Below are 20,236 nucleotides of genomic sequence, written 5' to 3' on the forward strand. Positions count from 1 at the left end.
AGTCTCCTCCACTTGGCCTGGACTTAGATCACTGACTCCGGGGCCGAGCGAAGCCTGAGACGCGGTAATTCGTGCACAACCCCCTACGTGGCCGGAAGGGCTGGCCCTGGGCTTTGTTTGAAGGTGGAGGTCAGGGGCGGGTGAGGTAGTCGTGCAGGCGGCGGCATTCCTGGGTGAACATGCTTGTGTTCTTGCGTCCGGCGATCGCGCCGACCTCGGGGATCTCGCCTCGGGCGTCGGCCCAGCCCGCCACCGTGGCGGCGAAGGCCACCAGCTTGGCCAGGCCCGCGCGCGGCTGTTCGCCAGACGCGGGTAACAGGGCGGGCAGCAGCGCCCGCAGCACCTGCCAGACCTCGCGGTGAGCGCCTCGGTTGGCCGCGCTCTCCAGAGCGTTCACGACGTGCTGCTGTTTCAGCCACGTCCACCGGATGAGGAGCCCGAGTTGGACACCAATCTCCGCTGCGGGAAGATCCCCGCGCGCCGCCATCGTCAGGAAGACCGACACCGCATCGGCGGAGTCCTGCTGCGCCAGGAAGTACGCCAGAACCAGCGCGGTGGCCGCGCCAACGGGACCGTCGGCCGCGGCGAGCCTCGCGGCCTGAACCGGATAAACGCCGGGCCGGTTCCACTGGTACAGCAGGTGCGGCAGCAGGTTGACGGCCACGACCTCTCGGTGCGACGGGAGAACCGACGACCACCAGTCCATGCAGCCGCCGTGTTCGTACCAAGTCCACTTCGACGGTTCGGTGAGCAACTCGTCGATCAGCTCCAGCCCGGTCGGTGCGGCCTTCAGCAGCGGCGTCAGCCGAATCTGGCCGATGTGACCGGGAGGGCGCTCGTCGAAGTAGTGCTCACACGCGTCTTCGACGTAGCCCCAGCGCACCCCCGCCTCCGGATCCGGCAAACAGTCACCCGCCAGCCAGCGCGCCGCCGTACGGCCCGCGTCGGAGGTCAGCCGCGCCGCCCTGGCCGCCGCCTCGGGATGGGCGCCACGCGGCAGGCGAAGGAGCGCCTGCTGCAGGTCGGCGGCGAGGGGGACAGCATGCGCCGCCTCGCATTCCTCCAGCCGGGAGACCAGGATGCCGGGGTCGAGAGTCCCGGTCGAGGAGGTCGGCGTGGCCAGCAGCACCGGCGGCAGCGTGCCGTCCTTGAGCGCGGCCAGGATCTCCGCGCACCTGCGCAGGAGGAACAGGTGCGGCGGCGACACATGCGGGGGGTCGGGCAACCGGTCGCGCGGCGCCTCCGGGACCGGCTGCGGCGAGCCGAACGGCGAGCCGCTTCCCACCCAGGCGTACGACACGGCGTACGACTTGTGCTCGGTGTGCTCCGGGACCGGCTCACCGGCACGCAGGGCGTCCATCTGCTCCTTCGGCATGCCGGCCTGTTCCAGCTGGGCGAAAATCTGCTCGCGCAGCTCGGCGGACAGGTCGGCGAACTCGACGATCTCCCCACCCTCCTCGTCATCGTCTTCTTCGTCCCACTCGACGATCTGCTCCATCTCGACAAGAGAACCCGGCGACCAGGAACCAGCCCGGCGGTACGGCGCGGGCTCCTCGATCCGGATGCCGGGGTCGGCGCCGGGGGTGATCAGCTCTCTGGCCATCGCGGCCCGCCAGAAGTCGACGCCGGTCCAATGGCGCATGTCGAAGAGCTGCGGGTAACTGCTGCCGAAAGCCGCCGCCAGCGCCGACCGCAGCCCCTCCCGGTCCTGCGCGGCGAGGCGGACGAAGCCGGCCAGCCAGCGCTCGCCGTCCTGCCATCCCCAGGTGCTCCAGCCGAGCGCCTCCATCTCCGCCGGACTCGCCGGGGTGAGCGGGAACGCCTCGGCGGGAGACGGCTCGGGCAGCGGCGGCGCGGTGAAGGGCGCGGCGGGTTCTTCTACTGCGGCCTCCCCGCCGAAGACCTCGACCAGCCGGGCGCCCAGCGCGGGCGGCAGGGCCGGGATGGCGTCTCTGATCCGTTCGGCGCCGAGAGGGCTGAAGCGCGCCGCGTGCTTGAGCGCCAGCTGGGCGACGCGGCCCTGGACGTCGTAGGACTCGTGGTGGAAGGCCGTGACGAGCGCCGGAGCCAGCTCGTCGGCCCGCTCGGGCTCCTGCCGTACGGTCTGGTCGAACCACGTCAGACCGGCCCGGACCAGCGTGGCCTCGACCCGGAACAGGAGCCCTTCCAGCGCTTCGACGACGTCGGCGGGCTCGTGCGCGTCAAGCCGTCGCAGGTGGCGCAGAGCGAGCTCGGCGACCGACCCCGGGGCGGCGGGCAGCAGCCGCAGGTAGTCACGCCGGCGCGGCTCCACCTCGGCGGCGGACGGTTCGAGCAGTTCGTGAAGACGGGCGAAGAACCGCAGGTCCTGTGCGGTCCCGCCGCGCAGGAACCGGCGCACGCACCCGTCGAGCAGCGACTCGCGGTCACCGGAGTCGCGCAGCGCCCTGAGCCACGGCGAGATCGGGGCGACGCGTTCGTGCTGCAACGCCCTGCCGACCCCTTCAGCCCCGAAGATTCGCGGCAGCAGCACCGGCAGCAGCGGATCGGGCTCGGACCCCACCCCGGCCGACACCCAGGCCACGACGAGCGGGTCATGCTGGGGCGGCTCCACCCCGGTGTGCCGCAGCATCGCCAGCGCGAGCGGGATCCCGGCGTCGCGGGGCCCGCGAATCTTGGCGGCGAGCCGTACGGCCAGCTCGGCCTGCCACTCGGCGGGCCGGTGGTCAAGGAGCCGCACGACCTGCGCGGGGTCGCCGAACTCTGCGTCGCGAGAGAACCGGCGCCAGGTGATGAGGTCGCGGCGGGTCACCCAGGAGGCCACCGCGCTGACCGCGCTCAACGTGCCGGCTCCGGCCAGCCGTACGAGGTCGGCCCAATCCTCCCAGGGCTCGTGCTCCGGCTCGCGCCAGGTTCGCGTCCAATAGGCCTCTTCTCCCTCCTCGTCGCGCCGCCGGCTCTCTTCCATCCAGCGTCTGCTCCGCATGGTCTCGGCGTGGTCACGCAGCACAGGGATGCGGCCGCGCAGCTCACCGGCGACGAGCTTGCGCTCGCCGTCGTCCAGCGTGACCAGGCGCTCGATCAGCTTGTCGGCGTCCCCCGCGTCGATGAGGTCGCGGATCTCGTCCCAGGCGGTCATCGCAGGGCTCCCTCGGTGTCGCGTACGGCGATGCGGGCGGCCAGCACGTGCTTGCAGGGCCCGCGTGACCCTCGATGGTCGAACCACCACGGGCAGGTGCAGGAGCCGGTCTCCAACTGGACCTCCCGGACACCTCCGTCGGTGGTCACCCGCGCGACGCCGGCTCCGTCGAGCCGTACGGCGCCGGCCGCCACCAGCGCCCGCGCGGCGGCGAGGCGGGGGTTCAGCGTCTCCACGTGCTCGCGGTCGTAGGGAAGCTCGCGGTGGAAATGTCCCGCCTCGGCCAGGTCATAACCCACCCGGCCCGCCGTGCCGAGCTGGGTGAGCGCGGCCCGGACCCGGGCCGGAGTCAGCCCAGACCGGCCGGCCAGCAGCCCTACCTCCACGGCCGGCTCGAAGTTGAGCAGCATGCCGACCACGTCCGCGTCGGCTTCCGCGTCCTCCCCGGCCAGATCGGCCAGCACCGCCCCCTCGCCGGAGAAACCCCGCCAGGCCTGCGGCGACAGGACCAGCGTGAACCGCATCCCAGGGAGCTCCAGCTCCCACGCGCTCGACGCGGCCTGATCGTGTACGGCCGGGCCGTACACGCGCAGCGTCTTGGCGAAGCGCAGCAGCGGGTGCAGCGTGGCGAGCCGCCCGACACCGGACAGGCACACCCCGCCCTTCGCGGGAGCATCGGTCACCCGCAGGTCACGGCCCGCGGGGACCACCCACACGGTCGCCGTGGCCTTCTTCGGCAGGCCGCGCAGGAAGCGGACGGCCGCCATCCCCGCCAGTTCGGCGCGCAGGTCGAACCCGGAGGCGATCACCTGCACCTCCGCGAACCCCCGCAGCCACCGCTCGGGCAGCGGCACCTTCTTCTCCACCACCGCGCCGTCGAGCGTGGTGACGGTCAACTCGTCCGCGCCCACGCCGAGGTGGAGCGGATCACGCCCGCCGGTGCGGGCCAGCGCCTCGCGCAGCGGCCCGTTGACGTCGACATTGGTGGTGCCCCGGTCGAACACCTCGCCGTCGAGCGCGCCGCCGAGCAGGTCGAGCCGGGCGTACACGCCGCCGCAGGCCGAGAACGACTCGAGCCGCAACCGCTCCCCATCACAAGTGATCACCGGGTCACGGGTCCAGCCGCCGCCGCCCGCGCGCGGCTGGTGGTAGCGGGCCAGCGCCACGTCGGCGACCGCCAGCAACGCGGCCGCGGCCGGAGCCGCCTGTGTCACCAGCCCGCTGAAGAACTTGGGGCGACCGGCCAGGCCGCCGGCGGTTCGCCCGCCCGATGTGGAAAGTCCCAGCTGATCCCCCACGAGGGTGGAGGGCCCGGCGTAGGAGTACGCCTGCACCGCACTCGTCATGGCAGGCACAGTAGAGATCACTACCGACAAAAGCGTTTCTTGATCGCGCCGGTCCGTGGCCGCTCTGGCCCTTCCGAGCGCGAAGCCGATCGCCAGCGCGGCGGCCAGCCCAGTTCGTTATGGACATTGACCCCGAACTTCCCGATAATTTCGGGAGAACTGTTGCTCGCGAGCCTCTGTCACCGCGGCCTCGCAACCCATCGCCTCGTCGATGCCCGGTGACCTCCCATGCCCGGGCACCAGAAGGGTTGTCCCCCCATGAAGCGAACCCCCCGCCTCCTGGTGCTGGCAGTCTCGTTACTGCTGGCGATCGTGGGTGTCCTCGTCACGCAGACGTCGGCTCAGGCTGCCAACCTGCTTGTGAATCCGGGCTTCGAGTCCGGAAGCCTCTCGCCCTGGTCCTGCACCGGCGGGCTGGGATCGGTGGTCGGCTCTCCGGTCCACTCGGGCACGAAGGCACTCGCCGGCGCGGCGAGCGCCTCCGACAACGCCCAGTGCACCCAGACCGTCAGCGTCAAGCCGAGCACCGCCTACACCTTCAGCGCCTGGGTCCGCGGCAACTACGTGTACCTGGGCGTCACCGGCGGCACGTCCACCTGGACCCCGTCGGCGGCGACGTACACGCAGCTCACCGTCTCCTTCACCACCGCTGCCGGCCAGACCAGCGCCCAGGTCTACCTGCACGGCTGGTATGCGCAGGGCACCTACTACGCCGACGACGTCAACTTCGACGGGCCCGGAGGGACGACCTCTCCCTCTCCCTCGCCGTCGCCCTCGCCCTCGGCTTCACCTTCGCCCTCGCCGTCCCCCTCGCCGTCCCCCTCGCCCTCGCCCTCGCCCTCGCCCTCCCCGTCGCCGTCTCCGTCGCCGTCTCCCTCGGCTTCACCTTCGCCCTCGCCGTCCCCGTCCACCTCGCCGACGGGAGGCACCTGCGCGGTGAAGTCGAGGCCGGCGGGCAAGGTCCTGCAGGGGTACTGGGAGAACTGGGACGGCGCGTCGAACGGCGTGCACCCACCGCTCGGCTGGATCCCGATCACCGACTCCCGCATCAAGGCCCACGGCTATAACGTGATCAACGCGGCGTTCCCGGTCATCCGCTCCGACGGCACCGTCCTGTGGGAGGACGGCATGGACGCCGGCGTCAAGGTGGCGACCCCGGCCGAGATGTGCCAGGCCAAGGCCGCCGGCGCGACGATCCTGATGTCCATCGGCGGCGCGGCCGCCGGCATCGACCTCAGCTCCAGCTCCGTCGCCGACCGCTTCGTCGCGACCGTCGTGCCGATCCTCAAGAAGTACAACTTCGACGGCATCGACATCGACATCGAGACCGGCCTCACCGGCAGCGGCAGCATCAGCCAGCTGTCCACGTCGCAGGCCAACCTCATCCGCATCATCGACGGCGTGCTGGCCCAGATGCCCTCCAACTTCGGCCTGACCATGGCCCCCGAGACGGCGTACGTCACCGGCGGCAGCATCACCTATGGCTCGATCTGGGGCTCCTACCTGCCGATCATCAAGAAGTACGTCGACAACGGCCGCCTCTGGTGGCTGAACATGCAGTACTACAACGGCAGCATGTACGGCTGCTCCGGTGACTCCTACCAGGCGGGCACGGTTCAGGGATTCACCGTCCAGACCGCCTGCCTGAACAACGGCCTGACCGTCCAGGGCACCACCATCAGGGTCCCCTATGACAAGCAGGTTCCCGGTCTGCCCGCCCAGCCCGGAGCCGGAGGCGGCTACATGTCGCCCTCCCTGGTCTCCCAGGGCTGGAACAACTTCAACGGCAGCCTCAAGGGCCTGATGACCTGGTCCATCAACTGGGACGGGTCGAAGAACTGGACCTTCGGCGACAACGTCAAGTCGCTGCAAGGTCGCTAGCCCGATACGCGCGAAGGCCACTCCCGAGTGATCGGGAGTGGCCTCCGGCCTGTCCCTGGCGCCGGCCACGGGGATGCGATGATCGTCGGCGTGTCTCATCTGGGGCTGGTCACCATCGTGGTCGCCGACTACGACGAGGCCATCGCTTTCTACGTCGGCGTCCTGGGCTTCGACCTGATCGAGGACCGTCCCCTCGGAGACCGTAAGAGGTGGGTGGTGGTCCGCCCACCCAGCGCCCGGACCGGGCTCCTGATCGCCCGCGCCGCGACCCGGGCACAATCCGCCCGCGTCGGCGGCCGGACCGGCGGACGAGTCGGGTTCTTCCTGTACACCGACGACTTCGAGGCCGACCACGCCCGGCTGGTCGCCGCCGGAGTCCGCTTCGAGGAGCCGCCCAGACGCGCACCGTACGGAACGGTCGCGGTCTGCCACGACATGTACGGCAACCGATGGGACCTGCTCCAAGTTGGGCTGGAGTGGGACGTCGGCGTCGTGTAGTCCTTGCTCCAGGAGCGCTGACCGGTCGGGGTCGAAGACGTAAAACGATTCTGATTCGGACCGGCCGTGTGAGCCAGGACGCGAGTCGTGTACGACGACAACGACGTGCTCGTGTTGCGCTTCGCTAAAGCAGTGCTGATTGGCATGCCCGCGATTGGTACCTTTCTGCGGACTCGTTCGATAACCGTATTCTGAAATGGGAGGCGGCGATCGATAGGAGAACGGTCAAGGGCATAGTCATCGGGGCTGGGCTCGTCGTGTCGGCGGTTGTCCTTCCCACGGTGACGAACATCGCCACCAGCGTGCCGCTACCCGGCCCGCTCGGCTGGATCGCGGACCGTCCGTGGGTGGTCTTCGCTGTCTGCGCGATGGCGGCCGTCGGCTTGGGTATTGCCGCCGTGGTACTGCAGGGCGACAGTGTGCCCGAGCCTCCCGACATTCGGATCGACGAGCGCGGCAGGACGCTCGACGATGCGATCGTCATGCTGGACCGGCGCTCTGGACTGTGGCGCCGCGACGCGCTCGTCTCTGCCGGAGTTGCTCTTGTCAGGGGACAGTCGCGGCCGACCGTGGTCTATGGGCTGCCTGGATCAGGCAAGACGATCCTGCTCACGCAGATCGCCAAGGAATGCCGCTCCGACTTCAGGTACGGCATCTGCCTGGCCTTCGATGGCTACCAGGTCGAGGACCTGGGCTTTGTTCTGCACCAGCTCAATCGGTTCCTCGCCGGCTTCGGCCGGGCAGTCGATGACCAGGACCTCCAGCAGGCGCCCCGTCCAGCGACCCTCCGCCAGATGACCGCGGAGCTCCAAGGCATCGGGATACTGGTTCTCATCGACGGACTGCACTTGGCCGACGCCACCACCCAGGCCGCCCTGCTCGGAGCGCTGCGCGGGCTCGACGGCGTCAAGGTGCTGGCCGCCTCTGCCGAACGCCTCACACCGAACCTGGACGCCAGCACCTTGCACGTCCCCGAACTCTCCCCGGAGGAGTACCGGGAGTTCGCCCACCGCGTCGCCGAGGTGTTCGATCTGCGGATCGACGTTGACAACGTGCTGGACAAGCTGCCGGATGTGGTCCGCGCCCATCCACGCACGCTCGAGATGACCTTGGGCTACCTGAAAGACCTGCCGTTGGAACTGCTTCCGGTCGGCACGGCGTCGGACTCCAGGCTTGTCCAGCATATGCTGGGCAGCCTGGAGGCACCAGCAGTGCGCGCGCTGACCCGGCTTTCCTTGTTTCACGGCTCGGACATCACCGCCACCATCACTTACGCGGGCGAGGCATCCCTGCGAGGCCTTGAGGACGAATTAGGGCTGTTGCTGCGACGCGCGCTGATCGACCGCGTCCAGCCGACGATCGCCGTCCCCACGGTCGTGGCCACGAACCTGCGGGCCGTCCACGCGGCAACCGTGCGTGAGGAGACCGCGACCGTCACCGCGGCTCTTACCGGGATTGCGCGGACCTGGTTGGCCGCTCACCGCGACCTGTCGCCCCTTGCCGAGGTGCTTGCGGCGGTTGTCCACAACCTGGCCCGCGTCGAGGCATGGTCGGACCTGCTGGAGCTCTGTGACCTGGCGGTCCTGGAAGAGCTCAGCCGTCGCGGTCGCTGGGACGCCTACCTCGCGATGGCGAAGTTGGGAGTGCGGGCCGCCGTCGCGACCGGGTCGGTCGACATGGAAGTCGAGCTCAGGTTGCGGATCGCGCGCAAGCTCGTGCAGCTCGGCTCGTTCGAGGATGCGGAGGCATCCTTGGCATTAGCTGCTGCGCGTCTGGGAGACGGGGACACGGCGGTGCACGCCCACCTCACCTCTCACCAGGGTCTGCTCGCGCTCATGCGGGGTGATCTGGAATCAGCGCTCCGATCGTACGAAAAGAGCATGCGGCTCGCCCAGGCACACGGCGAGCAACAGCTCCTGGTGATCGTCAGCAAGCAGCTGGGCCACGTGTACGAGCGCGCGGGGCGGCCGGGGGACGCGTGGCGCGCCTACGAGTGGGCGGCGGCCCACTCCGGCGAGGACTCGAAGGACCACTGGGAGTCTCTGGTCAACCTGGCGCTCATGGACGCCAAGAACGACCGATTCGACGACGCGGCCGACCGGATCGACCGGGCGGTGAGGGGGATGGCCGATAGCGGTTACGACGCGGGGATCGCGCGAGCCAACCTCGCCTACGCACAGATTGCCCTGGCCCGCGGCAACCGGGAACTCGCGCTCGGTCTGGTGCGTCAGGTCTGTGCGACCGGCGCTGCGAATGTCCGCGTCGTTGAGCTTGCCGCTGCGATGCTCAGAGACCTAGAAACGCCGGAATGATGGGACGAGATGCTTCGCCGCAGGAGATTGACGCCAGGACCGGGTCGTGTGTTGATCCGCAATCCGCTCCTCTTCGAATCTGACCCGGAAATTCCTGACGACCTGAAACACAAGCTGAACAGGTATGCCGCGCTTAGGGATGAAGAGGGCTTCGGCGATGCGCCGCAGAGCGTGGAGCTCGCCGCCGATATCTGTGCTGATTGGTCGGCGGCCGGGCTGGAGGCCCTTTATCTGGAGGCTATCTTCGTTGTCCTCGACTATCAGATGGTGAGTGAGAGCTTCGGCAGACTTGGCGATCGGACAGAGGCCAGCCAGCGGCTCGAGGGCTTCTGGGTGGCTCACGGCATGGATAAGCGTGTGCTCCGAAAGATCGTCAACCGGATCGACCTGAACCTCCTATCGATCGTCGACGGCTGATGCAGAGGGAGCTTTCCAGCCAGATCGGCGAGCTGCTGGCGTACGTCCGGGAGAACGTGCCGTACTACGCGGGGATTCCGATTCCGTCTACGGAAGCCGATCTGAGCGGACTTCCCATCCTCGAACGCGCCGACATCCAGCGGGCGGGCCGGTCGCTGCAATCGCTGTCGGGCGATCCGGATGGATGGCTGGCCACGTCGACGTCCGGGACGACCGGCGAGCCATTGACGGTGTTCTTCGACTCGCCTCCCCAGGCTCTGGAGATTCGCCTTATCCGGCGGCTCGCCGAGCGGCTCGGAATCGGCGGAAGCCCAGGGATCCTGCACCTCACCCTGCATGCCCCCGGGCCGTCCAGGGCGATGGTCTCCCCTTGGGGTGATGGCAACGTCCTAACTCGCTGGAACCTCGCCCGCCTGTGGCAGCTGGACGACAGAGCCTTCGCCGAGCGGCTGGAGCGGGCAGTCGCTGGCCGGATCCTCACCGCGAAACCGTCCGTCTTCGGATTGCTGGCCGACCGGCTGGGCGATCGCGGCACCTCGGCTCCCGGGGTGGTCCTCATGTCGGGGGAGACGTGCCCCCCGGACCTGCGCCGGAAGATCGAGGAGCGGTTCCACTGCCCGGTGTCTTCGCTTTACACCATGGCGGAGGTGGGCATCGTGGCCACCGAGTGCCCAGCCGCCGCGTACGCCTATCACTGCGAGCAGGAGTCCTGCCACATCGAGATCCTGGATGGTGACGTCCTGGTGACGCCACTCACCAACCGGGCGATGCCCCTCATCAGGTACCGGAGTGGCGACCGGGCACGCTGGCTGGAGGGCGGATGCCGATGCGACCGCGCCGCACCCGTTTTCGAGCTCACCAGCGCCAGATCGCCCCGGCATCTGCTCACCGCCGATGGTGGGCTGGTGTCGATAGGTACATTCATGAAGGCGATGATCTCGCTTCCGGTGGACCGGATCTCCCTGGCGCAGCAGGGGGCCGGGCAGGTCCGCATCGACTACCAGGCACGAACCCCGCTCACCGAGTCGGATCGCGAGCGCGCGGCGGCCCCGCTCCGCTCGGCTCTGGGACTGGGGACGCGCGTAAGCTTCCACCGGCATGAGGCCGCGGCCTTCCCACTGGCGGACGGCCGTCCCGTCCATCCGGCGGGCACGGCCGTCCCGTTGGGCCCCTCCTTGGAGGATCTGTCCAGCTGGTTGGAGTCCTGGTGCGCCGAACATTCGCTGACGCCTCAAGCCGTGATCCTCACCGGTTCCGTTCTGGAACCGGTGTTCCGGACCCGCTTCAGCGACGTCGACCTGACCCTGGTGACCGACGATCCGCCGGAGGCCTGGACCGGCCCGGTCCGTCTCATACGCCGCCACCTGCCCGCCCTCCGTGTGATGATCACCAGTGAGCGTGACTCCGTAGCCCGGTCGCCCCTGGCCACCTGCCGTCTGATCTGTGAGGGCACGCCCCTGCTGGGCTCCCTCCCGGCCTTTGCCTGGCCGGCTTCGCGTGCTCTCGCCACAGAGGGCGTCCACTGGTGCCAGACCGCAGCCGACACCCTCTGGCACCAGTTCACCGATCCGGACACGGCCACGGCGGACACCCTCGCGACCGCCTACCTGGCCCACAAAGTCATCGTTAACGCGTGCCGCTACCGCCACGTGGTTTTCGAAGACAGGCAGACCCGTGCCGCCTCAGTCCTGGCCGCCGAACTGGACCCTGCCGAATCTCCGGCGACCGAAGCCATAGAGGTGGCCTGTGAGCATCGTCCACCGCCCCCGGAGTGTGCTGCGTCCCTCCGCTATCTCACTGCCGCCCGTGCCATAGCACTGACAGTCGCCGCCGAGCTCGGCGACTACCTGACGGGAACCAACGCAGAGGACTTTCCCTGAGGGACTGTAGAACGAAATCGACAAGACCCGAACCCCCGGTCATCGGCCATATCCGCCTGGATCGGCTCGGGGTCGCTGACGTGGCCCTTGTCTTCGAGGCGATCGCTTCCCACCCTCCATGGGTCGCCTCTCTGCGGCACCCGTCCTCCCGGCCGTGTTTCGCGTGGAGGCACAGGTCAAGGCCCCGCTAAGGACCAGCACTCACGCCAGCTCGTCAGCGACAGGGGGAACGTCGAGGGCAGCCTGGTCGTCCGGTCCGGTGATCGTTTGCGCCGGACGGGCGGCGGTCGAGCGAACACCAAACGAGAGGGACGAACCGGCCTATGAATGCCACCAGCGCGCCCATGATCAGAATCATGAACGCGCTGGTCGGATGCGGTGTGCGCCGCCAGGGACTCGAACCCCGGACCCGCTGATTAAGAGTCAGCTGCTCTAACCAACTGAGCTAGCGGCGCTTGCGACGTCCGTAACCTTAGCAGTCCCGTCCACGGTACGCACATCGGAAACGTCGTCGGCGGCTCTCTTATGGGCAAACCCCCCAGAGGTGACCCGAAGAGCCGTGCTCAGCCGCTCCAGGCGCCCGTGGAGAAGGGAACCGGCTCGCCCTTCTTGCCCGGTCCGTCGCCCCACTTGGTCACGACGTACTGGACGTCGATGTGGCCCTTGTCGCTGTTGACCGTGAGCGTGTCGCTGTTCCAGTTGGTGCCGGTCAGCTCGGCGAAGGTCTGGCCGTCCATGTCCAGCATGACGCCGTCGTCCGACGGGGTGCCGGGGCCGCGGTCGCCGATGAAGAACTTGGCCGCCTTGCCCTTGTAGAAGACGTAGCCCTCGGTGCCGAGCGGCCAGCTGGGGCTGGCGAACAGGCCCTTCTGCATGGGCTTGCCGATGGCCGGCATGCCGGTGTCGCCCTCACGCCCGGAAGCGTCGTCCCAGAAGTACGAGCCCTTGGTGCTGCCACTCAGCAGGACCTGCTCCTTGTTGAAGGCGGCAGAGATGCTGACGACGTTCTCGTTCACCGGAAGCTTCACCGCGGGAGCCGGGGCGGCGGCCATGATCGACATGCCGAGGGCCGCGGTGCCCAGCAGGGCGGAAAGGGACTTGACGGTTCGATTACTACGCACGTCGAGCAGAGTCTTCATGAAAACTGGGGGTCTTCCGTGAGACGACAGGGAGAGCGGGCCGTGCGTCACCCATCGGCCTGCCTGGTAAAGACAGGCCCACGGAGACGGGCCGCTAGGCCGGGCGAGAGAAGTCGATCGCCCGCAGGACGCGCGCTGAGGCGCTGAGCTATGGGGACCGGCCGGAATGGCGGTCTATGTCACACATATGGTCCGAAGGACCTGGGTCGGAGATCGCTGTGAGGGGTTCCTCACGCGGGCCTCGTCACCCGGGACAATCCAGCCACCGGTCGGCAGCAATTTGGACTCTACAGGACGAGTCAGGGCAGAGCAAAGCATATGCCCCATAACACCCAGAAGATCTACGCGCTTACCCCAAGGCCAGGTCAGAAGGCCAAGGTCCCGTCACGAAACCGCACCCTGACGGACACCCTCCACAAGGGGCTGTCAAGGAGCGCGTGTACGGCAGGCAGTCCCGCGCATGATCACGCACAACGATGAGGCTGCCTCGCCGGCCAACAGCGGAATCCATGCCCGCTCACGGGGCAATCGGCGCGGTATCACAGGAGGCCGATCCCAGGGGCATTGATCAAGGGTGTACGGGCGACCGCTCGGACGGCCGGTCCGGGAGCCCGGGCATGATCACGAGCGAAGAGGGGACAAAGAAGAGGGAACAAAAATGCCGGGGCCGGACAGTCCCCCAACTGTCCGACCCCGGCTCAAGCGGTTCCGCCAGGGAATGCCCTCCCCAAAGGCACCGGCGGGCCCCCGCTTTTCTCTCGGACGTGGTTCCCCCTCCACGTCCTTATCGGCAAAGCTTCTGGTCGCTCTGATCTGCTCGACCTGCTACCACAGTACAAAGCCGGATGTCATGAAGTCGTCATCCAGAGGTGGATTTTCGGCCTACATCTCCCTACATCCGGGCTTACCGACCAGATCCGACTCGCACGACGGCTCTCATGCCGCCACACCCATCTCACCGGTCCCCGCGCCGCGCGCAGCCCGCGTGCCGGCCTACTCGCCGAGGACGATCTTGACCTCGGTGCCCTGCTGGAGCGAGCGGCTCACGATGCAGTGCCGTTCGTGGACCCGCTCCGCGACGGCCTCGAACACCTCGCGCCCCTCCCGCGTGGGGGCCTCGGCGTCGTAGGTGACGGTGACGGATCCCAGGAGGGTCGGTGCCGCCTTCTCCGCCGTGACGTCCACCGCCAGCCGTACGAGCCGGTGGCCGCGCTGGGCGGTGAGCGGCTCGACCGTCATGATGTTGCACCCGCCCACGGCGGCCAGCAGCAGTTCAACCGGGCTGAACAGGCCGTCGCCCGCCCCAATTTTGATCTCCGCGCCACGACTGTTTCGGGCGACAAATCCGTCTTCAGTGCGCTCTACGTGGACAGATGCCATGCCGTCACCCTACTGGCAGGGCAAGCCGTACGAGCGTGCCTCCCCCTGGAGCGGCCGCGGCCGAGACGCTGCCGCCGTGGCTGTCCACGACCTGGCCCACGATCGCCAGGCCGAGTCCCGATCCGGGCAGCGCGCGGGCCTCGGGCGCCCGGTAGAACCGGTCGAACACGTGGGGCAGATCCTCGGCCGAGATCCCCGGCCCGTGGTCGCGGACGGTCAGCACGCCGTCCCGCAGCGAGACCTCGACCCGGCTCCCGGCGGGGCTGTACTTGGCGGCGTTGTCGAGCAGGTTGGCCACGGCCCTCGACAGCCGGTCGGGCACGCCGCGCACGACGGCGGGCTCGACCACGACCGAATACGAGGTTGAGGGCCAGTGCCGGGACGCCCGCGCGACCTCCCGCCTCACCAGTTCGTCGAGCCGCACCGTCTCGACCAACGCGGCCGGCTCCTCATCTCGCGCCAGCTCGACCACGTCGGAGACGAGCGCGGTGAGCTCTTCCAGGCCGACCAGCACGGCCCGGCTCACCTCGTCACGGTCCTTCGGCGACAGGCCGCCCCTGATCAGCAGCTCGGTGTTGGTCCGCACGGCCGTCAGCGGGGTTCGCAGCTCATGCGAGGCGTCGGCGACCAGCCGTTTCTGGGCCTTCGCCGACCGCTCGAGCGCGTCCAGCATCGCGTTGAAGCTGCGGGCCAGGCTGGCCAGCTCGTCGTCGCCCGAGACGTCGATCCGCGTGGCCAGGTCACGGGTGGCCGCCACGCGCCGGGCGGCGTCCTTGAACGCGCCCACCGGCCGCAGCGCCGTCCGCGCCGCGAGCCAGCCGAGCGCGCCCGAGAGCACCAGCCCGCCGAGGGCCACGGCGAAGAACGGCCAGCCGAGATCGTCGATGTCCGCCAGCCCCGCGAGCACGCCCCTCGGCGGCTGATCCGGATAGCCGTCGAACTGGCCCATGGCGCTCTCGACCCTGCGGCAGGTGATCAGGTACGCCGCGACGATCACCACGATCACGCTGACCGCCGCGGCCATCGCGGACGCCAGGGCGAGCCGCCAGCGCAGCTTCACGACGACTCCCCCGCCGTCTCCCGCGCCGTCTCCCGCGCGATCTCTCGTGTCGTGTCCCTGAGCGCGTAGCCGAGACCGTGCACGGTCTGGATCAGCCGCGGCTCCCCGCCGGCCTCGGTCTTCTTGCGCAAATAGCGGATGTAGACCTCCAGGCTGTTGGACGCCGGGCGGAAGGCGTGGCCCCAGATCCGCTCAAGGATCACCTTGCGGGTGAGCACCTGGCCACCGTTGCGGATGAGCAAATCGAGCAGGGCGTACTCGGTTCTCGTCAGGTCGATCAGCCGGTCCCCGCGCCTCGCCTGCCTGCTGTCCGGGAGCAGGCTCAGGTCGGCGAAGCCCGCCTCCGGCTCGGGCGGGGCCGTACGGCGGAGCAGCGCCCGGACCCGCGCGAACAGCTCCTCCAGCGCGAAGGGCTTCACCAGATAGTCGTCGGCGCCGGCGTCGAGCCCGGCGACGCGGTCGCCGATGCCGTCGAGCGCGGTCAGCATGAGCACCGGGATGCGATGGCCGCTCTCACGCAGCGTCCGGCAGACCTCCAGGCCGTCCATCTGGGGCATCAAAACGTCGAGCACCACCAGGCCCGGCGGGCTGCCCGCGATGGCGGCGAGCGCGGCGACGCCGTCGTCGGCCGTGGCGACCCGGTAGCCCTCGACGCGGAGGGCACGCGCGATCGCGTCCCGCACCTCGGGCTCGTCGTCCACGACGAGCACGCGTGTCTTGGTCACAGCCGCCATCCTGGTGAGGAGAGATGAAAAGTTCCTGAAGGAACGCCGCCGCGAAGCGTCCGCAACCCCTGCGGCGCGGGCGATCCCGCGGTTCCCCGTAGGTTACTCGTTCAGATCTGTCTCATAACCGTCAGCGACCGTCGAAAAATGGGACCCACCGACCTGACAGGCGCGGCCCCACCGGTCCACTCGTGGACGGGTACGGCTCGGGCCTCGATGACGTGGCGCTGGCCGGCGCTCTTGTGGTCGGGTGCGGCCGCCGTCCTGGCCTCGTGGGCGGTCCACGCGCATGGCGACCTCGCGTCCGCCCCGGTCACCGCCGTCGGCAGGCTGACCGGCCTGCTCGCCGGATATCTCATCGCGATCCAGCTCATCCTCATGAGCCGGGCGCCGGACACGCGGATAGTCTCCCTGTGGCACCGCAGGCTCGGCGGCATGATCTTCACGCTCGTCTGCGCCCACATCGTCTTCACCACCATGGGGTACGCCGCGGGGGCCGGCCTCGCGGGCCAGACGATGACGTTCATCGAGAGCTACCCCTGGTTGCTCGCGGCTTACGCCGGCACGGCCCTGCTCGTGATGGCCGGCCTGACCTCGGTCCGCGCGATCAAGCGGCGCCTGCGTTACGAGACCTGGTATTACCTCCATCTCTACGCCTACCTCGGCACCGCGCTCGCCTTCGCCCACACGATCACCATCTCCACGGACATCGTCGGCGCCGCCAAGGCCCTGTGGCTCGCCCTGTACGGCACGGCCCTCGCCATGGCCGTCTGGAGGCGGATCGCCCGGCCGGTCGCGCTGGCCGCGAGGCACGGCTTCCGGGTGTCCCGCGTGGTCAGGGAGACGCCGGACGTCACCTCGATCCACATCGGGGGCCGCCGGATGCGGGAGTTCGCCGCCCGGCCCGGGCAGTTCGTCCGGCTGCGGTTCCTCACCCGCGAGGGCTGGTGGCAGGCCCATCCCTTCTCTCTGTCGGCGGCGCCGGACGGGTGCGGCCTGCGCGTCACGGTCAAGGCTCTCGGGGACCACACCCGTGAGCTGCGGAGCGTCCCCGTCGGCACCCGTGTTCTGGTCGACGGCCCCTACGGCGGGTTCACGGCCGCCTCCCGCCTCAACGACAAGGTGCTGATGATCGCGGCCGGGATCGGGATAACCCCGATCAGAGCCCTGCTGGAGGAGATGCCACCCGGGACGGTCGTGGTCTACCGGGCCCGATCCGAGAAGGAGGTCGTCTTCCGCGACGAGCTCGATGAGCTGGCCCGGACTCGCGGCGCCCAGCTCGTGTACCTGCTCGGCGAGGACCACCTGCCGGACGGGAACCACTCGGCGGACGGCAACTCGGCTGGCGGTCACTCGGCCGGCGGTCACTCGCCGGATGGGGACCACCTGCGAGGCGGGGACCGCCACCTGGCGGTGGGCACGAGTGGTCACCGCCGCGTTACCGAGGCACTCACCGCTCCGGGCCTGGCGCGGCTGGTGCCCGACATGAGATCCCGCGACGTCTTCCTCTGCGGGCCGCCCGGCCTCGTCCGTCACCTGCGGGCGGAGCTGCGCAAGGCCGGCCTGCTAGACCGGCACGTCCACGTCGACTGCTTCGAGCTCTAGGGACCCCTCTCTAGGGATCTGGGGATGGTCTCGCGGATCTCGCCGTGGCCGGTGCCGGGAGCACGCGGAAATCCTGGGACTCGACCAAATCCAGGGACACGACCAAGGGAGGCCGACGTGAAACGAGCCGTTCTCGCCTTGCTGACCACGATCGCCGGTGTGGCCCTCATCGTGACCCACCGGACGACCCCGATGCCGCCGGCCGGCATGACGAGGACGACGTCGTCGAAGACGGTTACCGGTGACCCGGCGGACACCGGGCACGGCATGATCGCCGTGACCCTCACCCTCTCGGGCCGCAGGATCACCAGGGCGGCGGCCGTACAGCACGCGACCTCTCCTCGCTCCCGGCAGGTCAGCGCCCGCGCCATCGCCCGGCTCGACCAGGAGGTGCTGACCGCCCAGAACGCCCACGTGGACACGATCAGCGGCGCCACCATGACGAGCGACGGCTACAGACGGTCGCTGCAGAGTGCCCTGGACAGGTCGGCCAGACCCCGGTGACCGGCACGGGCCCGGATACCACGGCGGGGACAGGGATGGGCGCGAGCCTGGAGACGACAGGCACGAGCCCGGGCACCCCCGCGGGGGCAGGCGTGGAGACGACGGGCACGAGCGGCGGGCGGCGCGTGGAGATGGTCATGGGCACCGCCGTCGGCATCGACGTCCGCACGCCGCTGCCGCCGAGGCTGCTGGACCGGCTGCTCGACGACGCCTTCGGCTGGCTGCGCTGGGTGGACGACACGTTCAGCACCTACAAGCCCGGCAGCCCGATCAGCCGCCTGGCGCGCGCGGAGCCGACCGGCCTCCTTCCGGAGGCTCATGAGATCCCCGAGATACGCGAGGTCCTGGACCGCTGTGCGGAGCTGCGCGAGGCGACGGCGGGCTACTTCGACGCCTACGCGAGCGGCAGGCTCGACCCCTCCGGATACGTGAAGGGATGGGCGGCCGAGCGTGTGTCGCGGGCGCTGGCCGCCGCCGGGGCCGCCGACCACTGCGTCAACGCCGGAGGAGACGTGCGGGTCCGGGGATGGGCGGGGCCGGACAGGGCATGGCGGATCGGCATCCGCCACCCCCACAGGGACGTGGTCTGCAAGGTGCTGGCCGCCCGCGACCTGGCGGTGGCGACCTCGGGAAGCTACGCGCGGGGGCCCCACATCATCGACCCGCATCGGGCCCGGCCGGTTACCGAGCCCGGTTCCGTCACAGTCGCCGGCCCCGACCTGGCCGTGGCCGACGCCTACGCGACGGCGCTCTACGCGATGGGCTCGACGCGGGCGCGAAGCTTCGCCCTGCCCGAGCCGTACGACTTTCTGATCATCACGGACGACGGGCGAGGCCTGAGCACGCCGGGCTTCGCCCGCCACGTGATCACGCCCTCAGTGACCCCGGCACGGCCCGCCACACAACCGGACGTACGGCGGGCCGAGGGTCAGGCGTCGGGGTGCCGGGACAGATATTCGACGTAGACCGGCCGGAGCGCGTCGCCGAGCTCGCCCTCTCCCGCCGCCATCGCGTCGCTGAGCAGTGCCGACACCCGGCTGAGGTCGTTGGCCGTCTCGTCGGCGTTGCCGCTCGCGGCCTCGGCCGCCGGGATGACCTTCAGCAGATCCCAGAGGAACGCGAGATCGCCGTGCCGTACGGCATAGTGCACGGCCCGGTCGTGCAACTCCTTCGCCGACAGCGACTCGAGCTCTTCCACGTCCATCCGCTCACCCCCAAGCCTGATGATTTCCCAGAGTTTTGCCAGTTATGCCCATGAGCTGGGAAAAGCCAGTCAGAGGCGGACGATCATTTTGCCGGTGTTCTCACCGCGAAGCAAGGCGAGGAACGCCTCCGGTGCGTTGTCGAGCCCGTCTACCATGGTCTCCGCAAAGGTGATCTTTCCTTCCCGGAGCCAGCCGCCGACCTCCTCGATGAGATCGGGCATCCGCGCGGCGTGGTCGCGGACCAGGAAGCCGCGCAGCGTGAGCCGCTTGCCGACGCACTGAACGAGGTTGCGGGGCGCGGGCTGCGGCTCGGTCGCGTTGTAGACCGCGATGGCCCCGCACATGGCGACCCGGCCGAAGACGTTCAGCGATCCGATGGCGGCTTCGAGGTGATCGGCTCCGACGTTGTCGAAGTAGACGTCGATGCCGTCGGGGGCGGCCTGCTGGAGTTGCTCGGCCACCGGCGCGTTCTTGTAGTTGAACGCCTCGTCGAAGCCGAGCTGGTCCTTGAGGTAGGCCACCTTGGCGTCGGACCCGGCGCTGCCGACGACCCGCGACGCGCCCTTGAGCCGGGCGATCTGCCCGGCGAGGCTCCCCACGGCCCCCGCGGCCGCCGAGACGAACACGGCGTCGCCCTCCTTGAACTCGGCCACGTCGAGGAGCCCGGCGTAGGCCGTCAGGCCCGGCATGCCCAGCACCCCCAGGTAGGCCGAGAGAGAGACGCCGGGGATCTCCGGGACCTTCCGCGCCGCGGAGGCGTCGAGCACGGCGTGCTCCCGCCAGCCGTGATTGTGCAGGACGAGGTCGCCCTTCTGGAAGCCGGGCGCGCCGGACTCGACGACCTCGCCGATCGCGCCCCCTTCGAGGGGGTGGCCGATCTGGAACGGCGGCACGTAGGACTTGACGTCGTTCATCCGGCCACGCATGTACGGATCGACCGACATGAACAGGTTGCGGACCAGGATCTGGCCCTCGGCGGGACCGGGCAGCTCGGTCTCGACCAGGTCGAAGTTGCCCGGCTCGGGCCAGCCGGCCGGCCGGGATGCGAGGCGGATCTCGCGCGTCCTCATGATGGCTCTCCCCTCGATCGGCTGAGCCGGCGGCGCGGCGGCGCGGCGATCCGGCTCAGCGACTCGATCAAGTCACTCGATCCAGCGACTCGATCC

General features: G+C 69.4%; 16 protein-coding genes, 1 tRNA gene and 2 pseudogenes. 9 read left to right on the forward strand and 10 right to left on the reverse strand.

The window, feature by feature from the left end:
• Window positions 1–130: 130 nt before the first annotated feature.
• Together ABH927_RS20705 and ABH927_RS20710 are read right to left on the reverse strand one after the other, a co-directional pair.
• Entirely contained in the window at window positions 131–3,118 is a 2,988-nt protein-coding gene (locus ABH927_RS20705) for a DUF6493 family protein (protein WP_370023899.1), read from the reverse strand.
• A complete protein-coding gene (locus ABH927_RS20710; protein ID WP_370023900.1) occupies window positions 3,115–4,464 on the reverse strand; it encodes an SWIM zinc finger family protein in 1,350 nt (449 codons plus the stop codon). The genes ABH927_RS20705 and ABH927_RS20710 overlap by 4 nt, the downstream gene beginning before the upstream one ends.
• A gap of 258 nt (window positions 4,465–4,722) precedes the next feature.
• Between ABH927_RS20710 and ABH927_RS34195 the strand changes: the two are divergent.
• Window positions 4,723–5,142, forward strand: a pseudogene (locus tag ABH927_RS34195) (carbohydrate binding domain-containing protein); the annotation flags it as partial.
• 29 nt (window positions 5,143–5,171) lie between these two features.
• Here the strand turns inward: ABH927_RS34195 and ABH927_RS34200 are convergent.
• Entirely contained in the window at window positions 5,172–5,513 is a 342-nt protein-coding gene (locus ABH927_RS34200; RefSeq protein ID WP_407072836.1) for a hypothetical protein, read from the reverse strand.
• Between ABH927_RS34200 and ABH927_RS34205 the strand changes: the two are divergent.
• The 5 genes and pseudogenes from ABH927_RS34205 to ABH927_RS20735 form a co-directional block, all read left to right on the forward strand.
• A pseudogene (locus ABH927_RS34205) lies at window positions 5,443–6,345 on the forward strand (chitinase); the annotation flags it as partial. The gene ABH927_RS34200 and the pseudogene ABH927_RS34205 sit on opposite strands and share 71 nt — an antisense overlap.
• Window positions 6,346–6,435: 90 nt before the next feature.
• Window positions 6,436–6,843: a VOC family protein gene (locus tag ABH927_RS20720; RefSeq protein ID WP_370023902.1), complete on the forward strand. Its 408-nt coding sequence runs from the start codon at window positions 6,436–6,438 to the stop codon at window positions 6,841–6,843.
• A 281-nt stretch (window positions 6,844–7,124) separates the two neighbouring features.
• The gene (locus ABH927_RS20725; protein WP_370023903.1) at window positions 7,125–9,155 is read left to right on the forward strand and encodes a hypothetical protein; all 2,031 of its coding nucleotides are present in this window, start codon (window positions 7,125–7,127) and stop codon (window positions 9,153–9,155) included.
• A 48-nt stretch (window positions 9,156–9,203) separates the two neighbouring features.
• Window positions 9,204–9,572, forward strand: coding sequence for a hypothetical protein (locus ABH927_RS20730; RefSeq protein ID WP_370023904.1), 369 nt, complete (start codon window positions 9,204–9,206; stop codon window positions 9,570–9,572).
• Window positions 9,572–11,452, forward strand: a complete 1,881-nt coding sequence (locus ABH927_RS20735) for a phenylacetate--CoA ligase family protein (protein WP_370023905.1) — start codon at window positions 9,572–9,574, stop codon at window positions 11,450–11,452. Before ABH927_RS20730 ends, ABH927_RS20735 begins: the two co-directional genes overlap by 1 nt.
• A 381-nt stretch (window positions 11,453–11,833) precedes the next feature.
• Here the strand turns inward: ABH927_RS20735 and ABH927_RS20740 are convergent.
• The 5 genes from ABH927_RS20740 to ABH927_RS20760 all read right to left on the reverse strand — a co-directional run bounded on the left by ABH927_RS20740 (window position 11,834) and on the right by ABH927_RS20760 (window position 15,756).
• A tRNA-Lys gene (locus tag ABH927_RS20740) sits at window positions 11,834–11,907 on the reverse strand.
• A gap of 108 nt (window positions 11,908–12,015) precedes the next feature.
• A complete protein-coding gene (locus ABH927_RS20745) occupies window positions 12,016–12,591 on the reverse strand; it encodes a hypothetical protein (protein WP_370023906.1) in 576 nt (191 codons plus the stop codon).
• Window positions 12,592–13,584: 993 nt separating this feature from the next.
• Window positions 13,585–13,971: an OsmC family protein gene (locus tag ABH927_RS20750; protein ID WP_370023907.1), complete on the reverse strand. Its 387-nt coding sequence runs from the start codon at window positions 13,969–13,971 to the stop codon at window positions 13,585–13,587.
• A 4-nt stretch (window positions 13,972–13,975) separates the two neighbouring features.
• Complete coding sequence (locus tag ABH927_RS20755) at window positions 13,976–15,031, reverse strand: ATP-binding protein (protein ID WP_370023908.1); 1,056 nt, start codon at window positions 15,029–15,031, stop codon at window positions 13,976–13,978.
• Window positions 15,028–15,756, reverse strand: coding sequence for a response regulator transcription factor (locus ABH927_RS20760; protein WP_370023909.1), 729 nt, complete (start codon window positions 15,754–15,756; stop codon window positions 15,028–15,030). The genes ABH927_RS20755 and ABH927_RS20760 overlap by 4 nt, the downstream gene beginning before the upstream one ends.
• Before the next feature lie 147 nt (window positions 15,757–15,903).
• Between ABH927_RS20760 and ABH927_RS20765 the strand changes: the two genes are divergently transcribed.
• The 3 genes from ABH927_RS20765 (at window position 15,904) to ABH927_RS20775 (ending at window position 18,830) form a co-directional block, all read left to right on the forward strand.
• Window positions 15,904–17,361: a ferric reductase-like transmembrane domain-containing protein gene (locus ABH927_RS20765; protein WP_370023910.1), complete on the forward strand. Its 1,458-nt coding sequence runs from the start codon at window positions 15,904–15,906 to the stop codon at window positions 17,359–17,361.
• A gap of 117 nt (window positions 17,362–17,478) precedes the next feature.
• Complete coding sequence (locus tag ABH927_RS20770; RefSeq protein ID WP_370023911.1) at window positions 17,479–17,865, forward strand: FMN-binding protein; 387 nt, start codon at window positions 17,479–17,481, stop codon at window positions 17,863–17,865.
• A 35-nt stretch (window positions 17,866–17,900) separates the two neighbouring features.
• Window positions 17,901–18,830 (forward strand): FAD:protein FMN transferase, encoded by a 930-nt coding sequence (locus ABH927_RS20775; protein ID WP_370023912.1) that lies wholly within the window; start codon window positions 17,901–17,903, stop codon window positions 18,828–18,830.
• Here ABH927_RS20775 and ABH927_RS20780 read toward each other — a convergent pair.
• Both ABH927_RS20780 and ABH927_RS20785 read right to left on the reverse strand, forming a co-directional pair.
• Window positions 18,794–19,069 (reverse strand): hypothetical protein, encoded by a 276-nt coding sequence (locus ABH927_RS20780; RefSeq protein WP_370023913.1) that lies wholly within the window; start codon window positions 19,067–19,069, stop codon window positions 18,794–18,796. The two genes, ABH927_RS20775 and ABH927_RS20780, sit on opposite strands and share 37 nt — an antisense overlap.
• Window positions 19,070–19,138: 69 nt before the next feature.
• On the reverse strand, window positions 19,139–20,140 hold the full coding sequence (locus ABH927_RS20785) for an NADP-dependent oxidoreductase (RefSeq protein ID WP_370023914.1): 1,002 nt from the start codon (window positions 20,138–20,140) through the stop codon (window positions 19,139–19,141).
• Window positions 20,141–20,236: the final 96 nt, after the last annotated feature.

The sequence above is a fragment of the Planotetraspora sp. GP83 genome, assembly GCF_041262585.1.
Lineage (GTDB): Bacteria > Actinomycetota > Actinomycetes > Streptosporangiales > Streptosporangiaceae > JAOEGB01.

Bases quoted from the DNA above. Each gene is read 5' to 3' on its own strand.
- ABH927_RS20705 (WP_370023899.1), bottom strand. From the start codon at position 3,118: ATGACCGCCTGGGACGAGATCCGCGACCTCATCGACGCGGGGGACGCC.
- ABH927_RS20710 (WP_370023900.1), bottom strand. From the start codon at position 4,464: ATGACGAGTGCGGTGCAGGCGTACTCCTACGCCGGGCCCTCCACCCTC.
- ABH927_RS34200 (WP_407072836.1), bottom strand. From the start codon at position 5,513: ATGCGGGAGTCGGTGATCGGGATCCAGCCGAGCGGTGGGTGCACGCCG.
- ABH927_RS20735 (WP_370023905.1), top strand. From the start codon at position 9,572: ATGCAGAGGGAGCTTTCCAGCCAGATCGGCGAGCTGCTGGCGTACGTC.
- ABH927_RS20745 (WP_370023906.1), bottom strand. From the start codon at position 12,591: ATGAAGACTCTGCTCGACGTGCGTAGTAATCGAACCGTCAAGTCCCTT.
- ABH927_RS20750 (WP_370023907.1), bottom strand. From the start codon at position 13,971: ATGGCATCTGTCCACGTAGAGCGCACTGAAGACGGATTTGTCGCCCGA.
- ABH927_RS20765 (WP_370023910.1), top strand. From the start codon at position 15,904: ATGGGACCCACCGACCTGACAGGCGCGGCCCCACCGGTCCACTCGTGG.
- ABH927_RS20775 (WP_370023912.1), top strand. From the start codon at position 17,901: ATGGGCGCGAGCCTGGAGACGACAGGCACGAGCCCGGGCACCCCCGCG.
- ABH927_RS20780 (WP_370023913.1), bottom strand. From the start codon at position 19,069: ATGGACGTGGAAGAGCTCGAGTCGCTGTCGGCGAAGGAGTTGCACGAC.
- ABH927_RS20785 (WP_370023914.1), bottom strand. From the start codon at position 20,140: ATGAGGACGCGCGAGATCCGCCTCGCATCCCGGCCGGCCGGCTGGCCC.